Annotated in this window: 16 protein-coding genes; 10 read left to right on the top strand and 6 right to left on the bottom strand. The window is 74.1% G+C overall.

Translation table 11 applies throughout. The annotated features are described in order from the left end of the window. Positions 1-2: 2 nt before the first annotated feature. The 3 genes from IG94_RS0107020 to IG94_RS0107010 all read right to left on the bottom strand — a co-directional run bounded on the left by IG94_RS0107020 (position 3) and on the right by IG94_RS0107010 (position 3359). On the bottom strand, positions 3-1016 hold the full coding sequence (locus IG94_RS0107020; RefSeq protein ID WP_031032552.1) for a 2-hydroxyacid dehydrogenase: 1014 nt from the start codon (positions 1014-1016) through the stop codon (positions 3-5). A 7-nt stretch (positions 1017-1023) separates the two neighbouring features. After that, positions 1024-2301, bottom strand: a complete 1278-nt coding sequence (locus IG94_RS0107015) for a glucarate dehydratase family protein (RefSeq protein ID WP_031032549.1) — start codon at positions 2299-2301, stop codon at positions 1024-1026. Between the two features lie 68 nt (positions 2302-2369). Beyond that, positions 2370-3359, bottom strand: a complete 990-nt coding sequence (locus tag IG94_RS0107010; protein WP_052410578.1) for a 2-hydroxyacid dehydrogenase — start codon at positions 3357-3359, stop codon at positions 2370-2372. A gap of 320 nt (positions 3360-3679) precedes the next feature. Between IG94_RS0107010 and IG94_RS0107005 the strand changes: the two genes are divergently transcribed. Genes IG94_RS0107005 through IG94_RS41535 form a run of 6 tightly spaced genes read left to right on the top strand, consistent with a single transcriptional unit; the run spans position 3680 to position 9879 of the window. Next, a complete protein-coding gene (locus IG94_RS0107005; RefSeq protein WP_224326407.1) occupies positions 3680-5167 on the top strand; it encodes an ABC transporter substrate-binding protein in 1488 nt (495 codons plus the stop codon). A 1-nt stretch (position 5168) separates the two neighbouring features. Continuing rightward, positions 5169-6098 carry an ABC transporter permease gene (locus IG94_RS0107000; protein WP_031032545.1) on the top strand — a complete coding sequence of 310 codons (930 nt, stop codon included), beginning with the start codon at positions 5169-5171 and terminating at the stop codon, positions 6096-6098. A 14-nt stretch (positions 6099-6112) separates the two neighbouring features. After that, positions 6113-7117 (top strand): ABC transporter permease, encoded by a 1005-nt coding sequence (locus IG94_RS0106995; RefSeq protein ID WP_078892194.1) that lies wholly within the window; start codon positions 6113-6115, stop codon positions 7115-7117. Beyond that, positions 7114-8127: an ABC transporter ATP-binding protein gene (locus IG94_RS0106990; protein ID WP_031032541.1), complete on the top strand. Its 1014-nt coding sequence runs from the start codon at positions 7114-7116 to the stop codon at positions 8125-8127. Before IG94_RS0106995 ends, IG94_RS0106990 begins: the two co-directional genes overlap by 4 nt. Beyond that, complete coding sequence (locus tag IG94_RS41540) at positions 8120-9166, top strand: ABC transporter ATP-binding protein (RefSeq protein WP_031032540.1); 1047 nt, start codon at positions 8120-8122, stop codon at positions 9164-9166. Before IG94_RS0106990 ends, IG94_RS41540 begins: the two co-directional genes overlap by 8 nt. Beyond that, the gene (locus IG94_RS41535) at positions 9127-9879 is read left to right on the top strand and encodes a sulfite exporter TauE/SafE family protein (protein WP_224326409.1); all 753 of its coding nucleotides are present in this window, start codon (positions 9127-9129) and stop codon (positions 9877-9879) included. Before IG94_RS41540 ends, IG94_RS41535 begins: the two co-directional genes overlap by 40 nt. A gap of 46 nt (positions 9880-9925) precedes the next feature. Here the strand turns inward: IG94_RS41535 and IG94_RS0106975 are convergent, their stop codons facing one another. Both IG94_RS0106975 and IG94_RS0106970 read right to left on the bottom strand, forming a co-directional pair. Beyond that, positions 9926-10129 (bottom strand): hypothetical protein, encoded by a 204-nt coding sequence (locus IG94_RS0106975; RefSeq protein WP_031032536.1) that lies wholly within the window; start codon positions 10127-10129, stop codon positions 9926-9928. Positions 10130-10184: 55 nt separating this feature from the next. After that, positions 10185-10811, bottom strand: a complete 627-nt coding sequence (locus IG94_RS0106970; protein WP_031032534.1) for a TetR/AcrR family transcriptional regulator — start codon at positions 10809-10811, stop codon at positions 10185-10187. Positions 10812-10901: 90 nt separating this feature from the next. On the opposite strand from IG94_RS0106970, the gene IG94_RS0106965 reads away from it, so the two are divergent. Together IG94_RS0106965 and IG94_RS44020 are read left to right on the top strand one after the other, a co-directional pair. Next, complete coding sequence (locus IG94_RS0106965) at positions 10902-11864, top strand: zinc-binding dehydrogenase (RefSeq protein ID WP_031032525.1); 963 nt, start codon at positions 10902-10904, stop codon at positions 11862-11864. A 190-nt stretch (positions 11865-12054) separates the two neighbouring features. Beyond that, on the top strand, positions 12055-12387 hold the full coding sequence (locus tag IG94_RS44020; protein WP_031032523.1) for an Atu4866 domain-containing protein: 333 nt from the start codon (positions 12055-12057) through the stop codon (positions 12385-12387). 127 nt (positions 12388-12514) lie between these two features. On the opposite strand, the gene IG94_RS0106955 is transcribed toward IG94_RS44020, so the two are convergent. Further along, positions 12515-13447, bottom strand: a complete 933-nt coding sequence (locus tag IG94_RS0106955; RefSeq protein WP_031032521.1) for a LysR family transcriptional regulator — start codon at positions 13445-13447, stop codon at positions 12515-12517. Positions 13448-13541: 94 nt separating this feature from the next. Here IG94_RS0106955 and IG94_RS0106950 point away from each other — a divergent pair, with 94 nt between their 5' ends. After that, the gene (locus IG94_RS0106950) at positions 13542-14387 is read left to right on the top strand and encodes an alpha/beta fold hydrolase (protein ID WP_031032518.1); all 846 of its coding nucleotides are present in this window, start codon (positions 13542-13544) and stop codon (positions 14385-14387) included. 155 nt (positions 14388-14542) lie between these two features. After that, entirely contained in the window at positions 14543-15418 is an 876-nt protein-coding gene (locus IG94_RS0106945; RefSeq protein WP_031032517.1) for a GNAT family N-acetyltransferase, read from the top strand. Positions 15419-15424: the final 6 nt, after the last annotated feature.

Genomic DNA, 15424 nt, shown 5'->3' with positions numbered 1-15424 from the left:
TCCTAACTGTTCGCGGAGGCGGCAGGGGAGGGGGCGGCGGGTCCGGTGGCGGCGCGCACCACGCCGGTGAGCGGCTCGCCGCGCGACAGGCGCCCGATGTTGTCGGCGATCTCCGCCGCACGCGCGGCGAAGGTGTCACCGGTGTGACCCGAGTGGTGCGGCGTCATGAGCACGTTGGGCAGGTCGGCGAAGGGCAGCCGGCTCGGTGCCTCGGGCGGCCCCGCCCACCACACGTCCAGCGCGGCTCCGCCGAGGGCGCCGGACCGCAGTGCCTCGTAGAGCGCCGTTTCCTGCACCACGGGCCCCCGCGCCACGTTGACGAGCAGCGCCCCGGGCCGCATGGCGGCGAGTTCGGCCGGGCCGATCAGCCCGCGGGTCGCGGCGTTCAGCGGCACGGTGACCACGACCACGTCGGACTCGGCGAGCAGGTCGGGCAGCCGGTCGTCGCCGCCGACCCAGTCGGGCCGCAGGTCGGCCGGGTACGGGGCCGACGGATCGCGCCGCACGGCACGCACGCCGAGGCCGAGCGCCTGGCAGAGCCGGGCGACCTCGGTGCCCGTCTCGCCGAAGCCGACGACACCCACCCGGCGGCCGTGCAGTGTCGTGCCGAAGGGCAGCCCGGGTTCCACGGCCACGTTGCGCCACCGTCCCGCGCGCAGGGCGCGGTCGGCGCCCAGCACGTCGCGGGAGAGCATCAGCACCGACATCACCACCCACTCGGCGATGGAGCGGCCGTGGTGGTGGGTGGTGGCGACCGTGACACCGGGGCCCAGCGCGTCCAGCGGGACGCCGTCGTACCCGGCGCCGACGACGTGGACGAGCCGGAGGCGCGCGGCCTGCCGGGCGTCGTCGGCGGACAGTCCGGACCCCACGAGGACGTCCGCGTCCGCGAGCGCCTCGGAGATCCGGGCCGCGTCCCAGTCGCAGGCGTCCAGCCACTCGTGGTCGCCCTCGGTGCGCGCCATGAGCGGTGCGTGGAAGCGGCTCAGGATGCGGTGGGTCAGCAGGATGCGCACGCGGGGGTCACCACCTGGGGGTCTCGGAGGAGAAGGACGGCTCGAAGCGGCGCATGTAGCCGGTGTCGTCGCGGTCGCGCAGCCCGCAGTCGAGGTACTGGCGGTGCAGCCGGGCGAGCGCGTCCCGGTCCAGCTCCACGCCGAGGCCCGGGGCCGTGGGCACGGCGACGGCGCCCTCGCTGAACCGCAGCGGGGCCGGGTCCACCACGTCCTCGTCGGGGCGCTTCCACGGCCAGTGCGTGTCGCAGGCGTAGGTCAGACGCGGCGTCGCAGCCGCGAGGTGGGTCATCGCGGCGAGGCTGATGCCCAGGTGCGAGTTGGAGTGCATGGACAGGCCGAGACCGAAGGTCTCGCAGATGGTGGCGAGTTGGCCGCAGCGGCGCAGACCGCCCCAGAAGTGGTGGTCGGAGAGCACGATGCCGACCGCGTCCCGGGCCACCGCGGGAGCGAGGTCGTCGAAGGAGACCACGCACATGTTGGTCGCCAGCGGCGTCGGCGTCCCGGCGGCGACGGCCGCCATGCCGTCGATGCCGGCGGCCGGGTCCTCCAGGTACTGGAGCACGCCCTCCAGTTCCCGCGCGACCCGCAGCGAGGTCTCCGTGCTCCAGACGGCGTTCGGGTCCAGGCGCAGGGGGTGGTCCGGGAACGCCTCGCGCAGGGCGCGGACCGCGGCGATCTCCTCGTCCGGCGGGAAGACACCGCCCTTGAGCTTGATGGACGAGAAGCCGTACGTCTCGATCATGCGGCGGGCCTGGTCGACCAGGCCCGCCGGGTCGAGGGCCGCACCCCAGTCGTCCTCCTCCTGACCTGGATGCCCGGCCCACTTGTAGAAGAGGTACGCGCTGTAGGGGACGGAGGGCCGCACGGCGCCGCCGAGCAGGTCGCTGACCGGGCGGCCCACGAGCTTGCCCTGGACGTCCATGCAGGCGACGTCGAACGGGGACACGACCCGGTCCACGGTGCTGCTGCCGGTGACCATCCCGGCCATGCCGTCGCCGCCGCTGGTGTCGGTGCCCAGCGCGCGGGTGGTGCGGGCGACCAGGTCGTTGAGGTTCCAGACGTCCAGGCCGTCCAGCTCGGCGGCGGTGCGGCGCAGCCGCTCCAGGTGCAGGGTGCCGCCGTACGTCTCGCCGACGCCGCTGACCCCGCTCTCCGTGGTGATCTCGACGACGGTGCGCAGCGCGTAGGGCTCGTGCACACCCACCGAGTTGAGCAGCGGAGGGTCCCGGAAGGCCACGGGGGTCACGGTGACGTCGACGATGCGTTCGGAGGTGCCTGCCTGCATGCCATCCTCATATATGGTCGGCGTTCTCATTTGTAGACACACAGTTGACGGCACGCATCGCGGCGGTGTCAATGGGCCGGACGGTCCGGGACCGGCGTCAGCAGAGTCCCCTCGGCCATGAACCGCCGCAGGTTGCCGAGCGCCAGGTCGCCCATGGCCGCCCGGGTCTCGTGGGTGGCGCTCGCGATGTGCGGGAGCAGCACCACCCGGTCCGACTCGACGAGCGCCCGCGGCACGTGCGGCTCGTCGGCGAACACGTCGAGCGCGGCTCCCGCGATCCGCCCCCGCGTCACCGCCGCGACCAGGGCCGCCTCGTCGACGACGCTGCCCCGCGCGACGTTGACCAGGTAGCCGCGCGGTCCGAGGGCGTCCAGGACCGCTCCCGAGACCAGGTGCCGGGTGCCCGGGCCGCCGGCCACCGTGACGACGAGCGCGTCGCACGCCCCGGCCAGCGCCTCGGCGCTCGGCAGGTATCGGTGGGCGACACCGGGCACCGGCGTCCGCGTGCAGTACGCGAGGTCCGCGCCGAAGCCCTCCAGCCGACGTGCCACCGCCCGCCCGATCCGGCCGAGCCCCAGGATGCCGACCCGCTTCCCGCTCACCCGGTCGGCGAGCGGGAACGGCGCCGCCGGCCAGCCGCCGGCGCGCACGTACCGGTCGGCGGCCGACAGCCGGCGCATCACGTCGACGAGCGCCCCCACGGCGAGGTCGGCCACGCAGTCGGTCAGCACGTCGGGCGTGTTGCTCACGTCGATGCCGCGGGCCCGGGCGCGGACCACGTCGGTGGTCTCGTAGCCGACCCCGAAGTGCACGATCGCCCCGAGCCGCGGCAGGGCGTCCATGAGCGCGTCGTCCACCCCGGTCCGCGCGCTCGTCACCGCCGCCGCCACCTCGTGCCCGTGGGCGCGCAACCAGGCGTCCCGGTCGGGAAGTTCGTGCAGGCGGACGGTGCGGTAGTGCTCGTCGAGCGCGCTCTCCAGCGCAGGCAGCAGGGCGGACACCTGCAGGACGGTGTCCGGCGCATCGGTGGAGGCGGCGGTGGCGGGGGACTTGGGCATGGTGGTGCTCCCGTCGGATGCGGGGTGCCGGGCGCGGGCGTCGCCCCGGGGAATGTCAGGTCCTCCGTATGTCTTGACGCTGCCCCGGCACCGGTTTAGCTTCGGCGTTCACAGATGCAGACCGAGTGCGCAAGTGTAAACAGCTCGTGGAAGCCGCCTCACAGCCCCCGAGTTCGGAACGTGACACATCAGCACTTCCCCGGAGACACGTGACGATGAAGTCCTCCGTTTCATCCACCCGGCGCGCCGCGCCGGGGCGACCCCGCGCCGTGGGCGCGATGCTGCTGGCGGGCCTCGTGTTCGCATCCAGCGGATGCGCCGTGGCAGGCAGCGCGGGCGGTGACGCCGGCCGGGCCGACGGCCGCACCCTGCGGGTCGTGCTCACCCAGGAACCGCCCACCCTGGAACCCTGCGAGGCCTCGCTGACCGGTACCGGCGTCGTGGTCCGCTCCAACATCACCGAGCCGCTGGTCGAACGGGACCCCGCCTCGGGCGAGCTCGACCCCCTGCTGGCCACCGGCTGGAAGCAGACGGCGCCACGTACCTGGACCTTCGACATCCGCTCCGGAGTGACCTTCCACAACGGCGCGCCCCTCACCGCCGAGGACGCCGCCTTCTCCATCGACCGCGCGGTCAACTCCGACCTCGCCTGCAACGTCGAGGGCTACGTCTTCGGCAACGACGACCTCGAGGTGGAGGCGGTCGACGACCACCGGCTGACCGTCACCACCGAGGAACCGGACCCGATCCTGCCGCTGCGCATCAGCTTCGTGGAGATCGTGCCCCGCACCACCGACACCGGGGCCAAGGTCCGCGTCCCGGTCGGCACCGGGCCCTACGCGGTCGGCTCCTGGAAGGCCGGGGCGGCCATCTCCCTCGACCGCTACGACGGCTACTGGGGCGAGGCCCCCGACTTCGCGCGGGCCCGCTACGTGTGGCGCAGCGACGCAAGTGTGCGCGCCGCGATGATCGACAAGGGCGAGGCGGAGATCGCCGTCGCGCTCGACCCGATGGAGGCCGGCAAGGACACCACGGCCGCCTATCCCAACAACGAGACGACCGCCCTCAGACTCGACGGCCGTGAGGCCCCCCTCGACGACCTGCGCGTGCGCCGGGCCGTCGACCTGGCCGTGGACCGCGAGGGCATCGTCGACGCCCTCCTCGGCGGCCTCGCCGAACCGGCGGGCCAGCTCGTCCCGCCCGGCGTGGTCGGGCACAGCGACGAGATCTCACCGACCCGGCAGAACGTCACCGAGGCCCGCGCCCTGGTGGAGCGGGCGGCGGCCGACGGCGTGCCCACCGGCCGGCAGATCACCCTCGTCGCCCGCAACGGCATGTTCTCGGGCGTGTCGGAGACGGCGGAGGCATTGCAGTACCAGATGCAGCAGATCGGGCTGAACGTCAAGGTCCGCATGGCCGACACCGCCACCCACCTCCAGTACCAGCTCCGCCCGCTGCCCGAGGACGTGGGCCCGATCGCCCTGCTGATCATGCACGGCAACCAGGCCGGTGACGCCGGGTTCACCACCAGCCAGTACCTGCTCGGCGACGGCCCCCAGTCCACGTTCGGCACCGAGGCGCTGGACCGCCGCATCACCGAGGCCGGCGCGCTGTCGGGCGAGAAGCGGCAGCGCGCCTTCGCCGGCCTGCTCGCCGAGCAGAACGAGGACGTCGTCCAGTACGCCCACATCGCGCACATGAGCGGACTCCTCGGCCTGTCCCGGTCGATCCGCTACGAACCGAACTCCGCCACCGGGGACGAGCTGCGGCTGTCCGAGGTCCACCCGGCCAAGGGGGCGAAGGACTGACATGATCCCGTTCCTGCGCACACGCATCCTCTCCAGCGCCGTCCCCCTGGTCTGCGTCGTCCTCGGCGTGTTCTTCCTGGCCCGGATGACCGGCAACCCCGTCGACCTCTACCTGCCGCTGAGCGCCACGCCCGAGCAGCGGGCCGAGTTCTCCGCCGCGCACGGCTTCGACCTGTCGATCCCCGTCCAGCTGTGGAACTACCTCACCGACGCGGCCCACCTGGACTTCGGCACCTCGCTGCGGACCGGCCGGCCGGCCGGCGAGATGGTCTTCGACGCCTTCCCCGTCACCCTGCAACTCGCCGGCGTCACCATGCTGCTGGCCGTCACCGGGGCCGTACTGGTGGGCAGCCTCGCCGCCTACCGGCCCAACTCCCCGATCGACCGGATCGCGAGCCTGCTGTCGATGACGGCCGCCAGCATTCCCGACTTCTGGTTCGCGGTCATGGGCGTCCTGGTCTTCGGCGTCAGCCTCGGCCTGCTGCCCACCTCGGGCACGATCGGCGGCCCCGAGATCTGGGTGCTGCCCGTCGCCACCCTGCTGATCCGCCCCTTCGGCGTCCTCGTCCAGGTGGTGCGCGGCAGCATGGTCACCGCGCTGTCCGCGCCCTACGTCAAGATCGCCCGGAGCAAGGGCGCCACGCCCCGGCGCGTCGTCTTCGGCCACGCCCTGCGCAACGCCGTGACCCCGGTCCTCACCGTGGCCGGCGACCTGGCCGTGGGCCTCGTCAACGGCGCGGTGATCGTCGAGACGATCTTCGGCTGGCCCGGCATCGGCAAGCTCATGATCGACTCCATCCTGCAGCGCGACTTCGCGGTCCTCCAGGCGGCCGTGCTCATGACCGCCGTGACGATCTTCGCGCTCAACATCCTCGTCGACGTCTGCCACGCGCTGACCGACCCCCGCGTGCGTCAGGCGGTGCCGGCGTGAGCGAAGGAAGCACCATGCCCCGAGAAGAGACCGACGCCCCGGAAGCCACCAACTCCCCGGACACCACCGACGTGGCGGACGCCGCGGGTGGGGCGTCCGCCGCCCGCCCCCGCCGGCCGAGCCACTGGCGGATGCTGGGCCGCGACCGGGCCGCGGCCGTCGGCGCCGTGATCATCGCCGTGGTCGCCCTCGTGGCCCTCTTCGGCCGCCCGGCCATCGGCGACCGCGCCCGGCGCCAGGAACTCGACGCCTCCCTGCGGCCACCGTCCCTGGACGACGGGGTGTACGGGCTGCTCGGCACCGACGTCCTGGGACGCAGCATGGTGGCCCGGCTGGTCGAGGCGACGGCCACCACCCTCTCCGTGGCCGTCCCCGCCGTGCTGTGCTCCCTCGCCATCGGCTCGGCCCTCGGACTGTGGGCCGGCTACCACGGCGGACGCCGCGAGAGCGTCGCGATGCGGGTCGCCGACGTGATCCTCAGCTTCCCCTCGCTGCTGATCGCGGTCGTCGTCCTCTACGTCTTCTCGCCCAGCGCGCTGAACCTCGTACTGATCCTGGCCGTGACCCGCATCCCCGTATACCTGCGCACCGCGCGCGCGGAGGCGGCCGAGCTGCGCAGCCGCCTCTTCGTGGACGCGGCCCGCACCTTCGGCACCCCCAGCCGCATGATCATCTACCGGCATGTCCTGCCGATCGCCCTGCCGACCCTGCTGACCGTCGCCACCCTCGACTTCTGCTTCGTCATGCTCACCGAGTCCTCGCTCAGCTTCCTCGGCATCGGCATCCAGCCCCCGGACGTCAGCTGGGGCCTCATGGTCGCCCAGGGGCGGCAGTACCTGCAGACCGCCTGGTGGATCACCGTGCTGCCGGGCCTGGCCATCGTGCTCACCACCGTGTCCGCGACGGTGCTCGCCGCCTGGGCCCGCATCGCCACCGACCCCGCCCAGCGCTGGCGCCTGACGCTGCCCAAGAGGCGCCGGCCCCGCTCGGCCCCCGTACCCCCGGAGATGATCCCGTGACGACCACCAGCCCGCCCACGCGTTCCGACGCCGACACCCCGGCCCTCGACGTCGAGGGACTGTGCGTGGAGCTGAGTACGCCCTCGGGGACCGTACGGGCGGTCGACGGGGTCAGCTTCAGCGTCCGCCGCGGCCGCACCCTGGCCCTGCTGGGGGAGTCCGGCTGCGGCAAGTCGATGACGGCCCTGTCCGTCGTCGGACTCCTCGACCCCGCGGCGGCGGTGACCGGCGGGGCGGTACGGGTCAGGGGCGACGACACGCTCCGCATGAGCCCGGCGCAGCGCCGCCGGCTGGCCGGTCCGGTGCTGTCCATCGTCTTCCAGGACGCGCTGACCGCCCTCAACCCGGTGCAGCCGGTGGGCCGGCAGATCGGCGAACCCTTCCGCATCCACCGGAGACTCTCCCGCCGCCAGGCCCGGGAGAAGGCGATCGAGCTGATGACCAGGGTGGGCATCCCCGAGCCGCGACAGCGCGCCCGGTCCTACCCGCACCAGTTCTCCGGCGGCATGCGGCAGCGGCTGCTCATCGCGATGGCCGTCGCCCTCGCCCCCGATGTGCTCATCGCCGACGAACCCACCACCGCCCTCGACGTCACCGTGCAGGCGCAGATCATGCGGCTGCTGCGGGACCTCCAGGACGAGCGGGACATGGCCGTCGTCCTGATCACCCACGACCTGGCCGTGGTCGCCCAGCGCGCCGACGACGTGGTGGTCATGTACGCGGGCACCGTCGTGGAGAACGGCCCCGTCCGCGACGTCTTCGCCGCACCCCGCCACCCCTACACCCGCGGACTGCTCGACTCGGTCCCCGAGGACAGCGTGCGCGGACGGCCGCTGCCCGCCGTTCCCGGCAGCCCGCCCGAGCTGAGCGCGGTGCCCGCCGGCTGCGTCTTCCAGGCCCGCTGCCCCCTGGTGCGCGAGCGCTGCGTCCGGGAGCGGCCGGTGCCGCGCCCGGCGGGCGAGGGCCGCTCGGCCGCCTGCCACTTCTCCGAGGAGCTCGACCGTGCCTGAGTCCGCCACCACCACCCCCGGGCCCGCGGCCGAGGGGCCGCGGGAGGACACCCCGCTGCTCGAAGTGCGGGGCGTCACCAAGGCCTTCGGCAGCGGCCGCCGCCGGCTGACCGCGCTGGACGGCGTGGACATCGAGGTCGGCCGGGGCACGACCCTCGGACTGGTCGGCGAGTCGGGCTGCGGCAAGTCCACCCTGGCCCGGGTGCTGCTCGGCCTGGAGCGCCCGGACGCGGGCACCGTCCGCTTCGACGGCACCGACCCCTTCGCCCTGCGCGGCAAGGAGCTGCTGGCCTGGCGCCGACGGGTGCAGATGGTCTTCCAGGACCCCTTCGCCTCGCTCAACGCCCGAATGTCGGCCGCCGACCTGATCGGCGAACCCTGGCGCACCCACCGGGACGTCGTGCCGGGCGCCGGGGCCCGTGAGAAGCGGATCCGCGAGCTCCTCGACCTGGTCGGGCTGCGGGCGGGCGACGCCCACCGCTACCCGAACGAGTTCTCCGGCGGACAGCGCCAGCGCATCGGCATCGCCCGCGCGCTCGCCCTCGACCCCGACCTGGTCGTCTGCGACGAACCCGTCTCCGCCCTCGACCTCTCGGTCCAGGCGCAGGTCCTCAACGTCCTGTCCGACCTGCGCACCCGCCTCGGCGTCACCTACGTGTTCATCTCCCACGACCTGTCCGTGGTGCGCCACATCTCCGACCGGGTCACGGTGATGTACCTCGGCAAGGTCGTCGAACACGGGGAGACCGACGAGGTCTTCGAGACTCCCCGGCACCCCTACACCGCGGCCCTGATGTCGGCCGCCCCCGTCCTCCACCCCGGCGGCGGCTCCCGCCGCGAGGAGATCCAGCTCAGGGGCGAGATCCCGTCACCGTTCGACATCCCCTCGGGCTGCCGCTTCCGCACCCGCTGCCCACGGGCCGAGGAGCAGTGCGCGAGCGAGGCCCCGCCGGCCGCCGCGCGCGGGACCGCGGACGGGGGCGAACCCCACACCGCCCTGTGCCACTTCCCCCTGGCGGCCGGATCCTCGTGGGCCTGACCGGGCCGGAACTCGTGGTGCTCTCGGTCACGGTGGCCGTCGGCGCGCTGCTCCAGGTCTCCATCGGCTTCGGGCTCGGCATGCTCGCCGCACCGGTCTTCTCCCTCGTGGACCCGGCGCTCGCCCCCACGGCCGTCCTGCTGCTCGCCTCCGGCGTGACGGCGACGGTGCTCCTGCGCGAACGCGGCCGGGCCGACCTGCGCGGCCTGGTCTGGGCCCTGGTCGGCCGGCTGCCGGGCGTCCTGGCGGGCACACTGCTCGTCGTCGCCCTTCCCGCCCGCCACCTCGCCCTGCTGATCGCGGGGGTCGTCCTCACCGGGGCCGTCGTGAGCGTCGCGGGCTTCGTACCGAGCCAACGGCGCTCGGCGGTGGTCCTGGCCGGGATGGCCTCGGGCCTGATGGGCACGGCCACGTCCATCGGCGGACCGCCCATGGCGATGGTGTGGCAGCGGCTCAGCGGCCCCGAACTGCGCGCCACCATGAGCGCCTTCTTCCTCGTCGGCTCCCTGATGAGCCTCACCGCGCTGACGGCGGCCGGCACGGTCGGCGCCCACGCGTTGCGGGGCACCGTGCTCCTCGCGCCCGCCGCCGTGGCCGGCGTGCTGCTCGCCGGGCCCCTGACCCGGCGGCTGAACGTCCGGAGGACCCGTACGGCGGCCACGGCACTCGCGGTCGCGGGCGCCGTGGTGCTCGTGCTGCAGCAGTTCCTCTGAACCGCCGGGCGGGCCGGGGCGAGAGCCCCCGACCGCCCGGCGTCCGTCACCTGCCGAGGATGCCCGCGGGCAGGAGCGACTGCGGCGAGGTGGCGGGGTGCCCCACCTCCAGCGATCCGAGCAGCCCGTTCAGGAGCGGGCCACCGGGGACACCGGCGGACGGATCGGGCACGGGGGCGGCCTCTGCGAGGGGAGCGGAGGCCAGCAGGGCGGCGGCCAGGACGGAGACACAGGCGAGCTTCTTGATCATGTCCGCCCCAACGAGCGTCGGCCCGGGAGGAAACGCCCGCCGTGGGCCGACCGGGTCAGCCGGGTGACGCGGGCCCCAGCGGCGGCACCGGCGGCAGCGGCACGCGCTCCGACGAGGCCCGGAATGCCTGGATCACCAGCGCGGCGAAGCGCCGGGAGGCCGCGACGCGAGCGGTCGTCGACGCGGCCCCGATGCCCCGGTTGGCCATGATCATGAGAATCAGGTCGCCCAGGACGAAGTCCGGCCGCAGACCGCCGGCGCGCTGGGCGCGCCGGGCCAGTTCACCGACGGACCTGAGCGAGTACGCGCGGGCCGCGGCGAAGTCCATCGCGTTCGGATAGGCCGCCATGAACGCCTCGGTGAAACCCGGATGCCGCGCGTGCAGCTCGCAGGTCTTCTCGACGACGAGACAGAAACCGCGCCAGGGGTCCGGGTGGGCGAGCCCCTCGTCGACGATCACCCGGCACGCGCGCAGCTGGTCCGCGAACGCCTCGGTGACCAACTCCTGCTTGGTCGGGAACCGCCGGTACAGGGTGGCGGGCCCGACGCCGGCCCGCCGGGCGACCTCCCGCATCGGCACGTGCAGCCCCTCGGCGGCGAACAGCGCGCGGGCCGCGTCGAGGATGCGCTCGCGGTTGTCCCGGGCGTCGGAGCGCAGGGGATGAGTCACTTGACCGGTCACCGCTCTCACTTTAGCGAAGTGGACGGTGGCGTCCGTTAGCGTCCGAAGGGCACGTTCCGGTACCGGCACCGCACGAGGAGACGACGGCACATGAAGGCAGTGGAGATCCAGGCGTTCGGCGGCCCCGACGGTCTGGCGGTCGTCGACCTGCCGGCTCCCGTCCCCGCCGCGGGAGAGGTACTGGTCGACACCGAGACCATCGGCGTGAGTGGGGCCGATGCCGTGATCCGCAGCGGCGCGCTGGCCTCCTACGGCTTCCGGGAGGGGTACGTCCCCGGTGTCGAGGTCGTGGGCACCGTGACGGCGGTCGGCGCCGGCGTCGACACCGCCTGGACCGGCCGGCGGGTGTGGGCGCCGACCGGAGCGGGCGGCGGCTACGCCGAGCAGGCCACCGCCCCGGCCGACGAGCTCCTCACCCTGCCGGCCGGCCTGTCCGCCGTGGACGCGGTGACGCTCGGAAGCGCCGGCGTGGTGGCCCACTTCGGGCTCGCCCACGCCCGCTTCGCCCCCGGCGAGTCGGTGCTGGTGCGCGGCGCGGCCGGCAGCATCGGGATCATGACGGTCCAGCTCGCCGCCCGCGGCGGTGCCGCCGCGGTGGCGGTCACGACGTCGTCGGCGGCCAGGGGCGAGCGTCTGCGCGGGCTCGGCGCGACCCATGTCCTGGACCGCTCGGGGCAGGGCGACGCGGACGCTCCCCGGGCCTACGACGTCATCGTGGACGTCGTGGCCGGGGCGGAACTGCCCGACTACTTCGACAGGCTCGCGCCCAACGGCCGGATGGTGGTCGTCGGCGCGGTAGCGGGGCAGCCTCCCGCGGACTTCGGCACCCGTCTGATGGCGTCCTTCCAGAAGTCGATGTCCTTCGCCACCTTCAGCGCGGCCACCGTTTCCGCAGCCGAGCTGCACGCCGTGCGGGCCGAGCAGTTCGCCGCCGCGGGGCGCGGGGAGCTGGAGACGGTCGTCCACGAGGTGCTGCCCCTGGCACAGGCGGCCGAGGCGCACCGGAGGATGGACGCCGGCGAGGTCTTCGGCCGGATCGTGCTGACCGGTTGACCGCCGGGCCGCCGAGGCGAGCTGCCGGCCCCCCGGGGTGCGGCGCGGTCCGGTCGGCCGCGGGCTTCCGGAGTGGCCGCGGGCTTCCGGGGTGTGCCGCACCCGGGCTGCCCGTGTCCTGGCCGGCCGTCGGCGCCCCGCACAGACTCGGTGGAGCACGCAGCCACACCACCGAGCAGAGGACCCCGCCATGACCGGCCGCCCCACCGACACCGACCGCTCCAGGAACAGTGATGGCTCCGCGGACCACGACCGTTCCGCGGACACCGATCGTCCCACGCACCCCGACGTCGTAGGGACCTGGGTAACCGCTGACGGATACATCCGTCAGCAGCTGCTGCCGAACGGCCGCTACGACGAGGCGCGCGGCGACCGGCGCAGCGCGTACACCGGCCGGTACACGGTCACCGGCAGCCACCTGGACTACGTCGACGACACCGGGTTCACCGCGACGGGCGACATCCGTGACGGAGTGCTGTACCACGAACACCTCGTGCTGTATCGGGAGCAGGGCCCGTCATGACGGGCCCGGACACGCGGGGGCCCCGCCCGGCCGGCAACCGTCTGGACGCGGCGCTCCCGAGGTGCGTCCCCCGCACTGCACCTGGCGGGCCCCGTCGCCGAGGCGTGTCCCACCGGCGCCCCGGGCCTCAGCCGGGCCGGGCCGACCGCCGGTCCAGGGCGGCGCCCACGTCGGGGCAGTTCCTGCGGACGGTGTCCAGGAAGGCGGCCAGTACGGGGGAGTGGTCGCGGGCGCCGAAGGACAGCACCAGGTCGGGCAGGGCCGTACGCGGGGCCACCTCGCAGAACCGGACGCCCGGACGAGCCGCGGCCAGCATCCGGGAGGGTCCCAGGCCGACACCGACGCCCGAGGCGGCGAGGCCGATGATCGTGTGGATGTCCCGGGCGACGGTCGCCCCCGACAGCGCCTCCGAGTCCTTGCCCAGCAGCGCGTGCAGCCCGGCGACGACGGCGGGCTCGTCCGTCCCGGACGACACGATCAGCGGCTGTCGCCGCAACTGGCCGACGCTCACCGACGGTTGGCCCGCGTAGGGGTGCGCGGTACTCACCACGGCGACCAGATGGTCGTGCCCGATCGGTACTGACACCAGGTGCTCGGCTCCGGCTCCGCGCGGCCGGCCGAGGGTGACGGCCACGTCCAGTTCCCCGGCGACGAGGGCGGCGGTGCTGCGACTGGTCCCCATCTCGTGCAACTCCAGCCGCACGTCGGGGCGTTCGCGACCGAAGCGGTGCAGGACGGTGGGCAGGGGATCCAGCAGCGCCGACGCGATGAACCCCAGCCGCAGCCGGCCGGTCTCGCCCCGGGCGGCCCGGCCCGCGTCGAGGGCGGCCCCGGCGATCTCGTCCAGCGCCGTGCGGGCCCGCGCCAGGAACGCCCGGCCCGCGGCCGTCGGGAACACACCCTGCCGGGTGCGGTCGAACAGCCGCGCACCCACCTCGCGCTCCAGGTCGGCGATCTGCTTCGACAGCGGGGGCTGCGCGATGCCCACCGCCCGGGCCGCCCGGCCGAAGTGCCCGTGCTCGGCGAGAGCCAGCGCGTACCGCAGATGACGCACCTCCACGGCAGCCTCCTCCCGTCATATCTCGTGGGTATCACCGGCCAGCGTGTCATATCTGGAACTGGATACGGGCGGCTCCGGGCGCTGGGATGCATACATGACACAGCACCCTCCGTCCGGCACCGTCCTCGTCCTGGTCCACGGCGCCTGGCACAGTTCCGCCCAGTGGGCGGCGACCCAGCGCGAACTCGCCGGCCTCGGCGCCGCGAGCGTGGCCGTCGACCTGCCGGGACACGGCCTCGACGCCCCGCTGCCCAGCGGATACCTCCGGCCCGGCCAACCCGGCCTGCGCGACGAGAAGTCGCCGCTGGCCGACGTGACCATGGACGACTGCGCCGACCGCGTCCTGGAGACCCTGCGGCGGGTCCGCCCGTACCGTGAAGTCGTGCTCGTCGCGCACAGCGCGGGCGGCGGCCCCGCGTCACTCGCCGCGGAGCGGGCCCCCGAACTGGTCGACCGGATCGTCTACCTGTCCGCGTTCGTCCCCGCCGCACGGCCCCGGTTCGCCGACTACCTCGGTACGCCGGAGAACGCCGCCGCACAGGGCGACGGCCTGCACATCGGCGACCCGGGGGAGTTGGGCGCCATCCGGATCAACCCGCTCTCCCCGGACCCCGGCTACGTCGAGGAGCTGCGCCGGGCCCACTACCACGACACGCCGGCGCACCTGTTCGACCGCCGGCGCTCCGCCCTGATCACCGACCTGCCCCTGGCCGTCCCGACCACCCCCGTCACGTTGACCGGCGAACGCTGGGGGCGGATCCCGCGGACCTTCGTGCGCTGTGCGGAGGACCGCGCGCTGACACCGGCGGTGCAGGACCTGATGATCAGGGAAGCGGACCGGGCGATGCCGGACAGCCCGTTCACCGTACGCACCCTCCCCGGCAGCCACAGCCCGTTCGCCGCCCGGCCGGCCGGACTCGCCGCGGCCCTGGTGCCCTGACCGGCAACCGCCCGCACGGGCCGGCACGTCCTCCACGAACCCCGGTTCACCGCCCCCGCCCACCTCCCCCCCCGGCGGGTGCGGATGGCAGACGGACGGGACCGGCCGCCCGGAAAAGCGGGGGCGCGGGGCGGACGTGCTCGGCATCATGAAGCATGCATCCGGACGACTGGCACGTCACCCATGACCTCGACGACTTCCTGGCCCGCACCGAAGGGTTCCTCCGCTCGCGACCCGGCCCGCACACCCTGCAGTTGACGGTGACCGAGACACTCCGCACCCGGGGGATGAACGCGTTCGGCGACGGAACCCCCGTCTTCGGGTGGCTGGAGCGGGCAGGCGAGGTCGTCGCCTCCTTCTTCCGCACCCCGCCGCGCCACTTGAGCGTGACTCGGCTCTCCTCCGACGACGCCGACGCCCTCGCCGCCCGCCTGTCCGCCCTCGGCCACCTGCTGCCGGGCGTGAACGCGGACCACGCCACCGCCACCGCCTTCGCCGAGGCATGGCAGCGGCACACCGGTGCCGCCCCGGACCTCGCCGAACGGCATCGCCTCTACCGCCTGGACACGCTCACCCCGCCGACGCCGGTGCCGGAAGGGCGGGCCAGGGTCGCCGGCGATCGGGACCGCGCCCAACTCATCGCCTGGCACGACGAGTTCGCGCTCGCCACGCATACGATCCCGTCCGGCGCCGCCGGGTGGGCCGACGAGCGCATCGCGGGCGAGCGGGTCACGTTCTGGGAGACCCCGGACGGCGCGCCGGTCTCCATGGCGGGACTGAGCCCGGTGGTGGCCGGCCAGGCCCGGCTGGCCCCCGTCTACACCCCCGCCCACCTGCGCGGTCGCGGATACGGGGGCGCCGCGACGGTCGCGGCGAGCCGGGCCGCGCTGGCCCGGGGAGCAACGGACCTCGTGCTCTTCGCCGACCTGGCCAATCCCACCAGCAACGGGCTCTACCGGCGCATCGGCTACCGGCCCGTGACCGACTTCTTCCTCTACCAGTTCTCACCGGCCGGCCCGCCCACGACATGAACCCCG

It is taken from the genome of Streptomyces olivaceus (assembly GCF_000721235.1).
GTDB classification, from domain to species: domain Bacteria; phylum Actinomycetota; class Actinomycetes; order Streptomycetales; family Streptomycetaceae; genus Streptomyces; species Streptomyces olivaceus.
The sequence above is the reverse complement of the archived record's forward strand: the minus strand, read 5'-3'. Positions and strand labels throughout refer to the sequence as shown.

Bases quoted from the DNA above. Each gene is read 5' to 3' on its own strand.
- IG94_RS0107015 (WP_031032549.1), bottom strand. From the start codon at position 2,301: ATGCAGGCAGGCACCTCCGAACGCATCGTCGACGTCACCGTGACCCCC.
- IG94_RS0107010 (WP_052410578.1), bottom strand. From the start codon at position 3,359: ATGCCCAAGTCCCCCGCCACCGCCGCCTCCACCGATGCGCCGGACACC.
- IG94_RS0107000 (WP_031032545.1), top strand. From the start codon at position 5,169: ATGATCCCGTTCCTGCGCACACGCATCCTCTCCAGCGCCGTCCCCCTG.
- IG94_RS0106995 (WP_078892194.1), top strand. From the start codon at position 6,113: ATGCCCCGAGAAGAGACCGACGCCCCGGAAGCCACCAACTCCCCGGAC.
- IG94_RS0106975 (WP_031032536.1), bottom strand. From the start codon at position 10,129: ATGATCAAGAAGCTCGCCTGTGTCTCCGTCCTGGCCGCCGCCCTGCTG.
- IG94_RS0106965 (WP_031032525.1), top strand. From the start codon at position 10,902: ATGAAGGCAGTGGAGATCCAGGCGTTCGGCGGCCCCGACGGTCTGGCG.
- IG94_RS44020 (WP_031032523.1), top strand. From the start codon at position 12,055: ATGACCGGCCGCCCCACCGACACCGACCGCTCCAGGAACAGTGATGGC.
- IG94_RS0106950 (WP_031032518.1), top strand. From the start codon at position 13,542: ATGACACAGCACCCTCCGTCCGGCACCGTCCTCGTCCTGGTCCACGGC.
- IG94_RS0106945 (WP_031032517.1), top strand. From the start codon at position 14,543: ATGCATCCGGACGACTGGCACGTCACCCATGACCTCGACGACTTCCTG.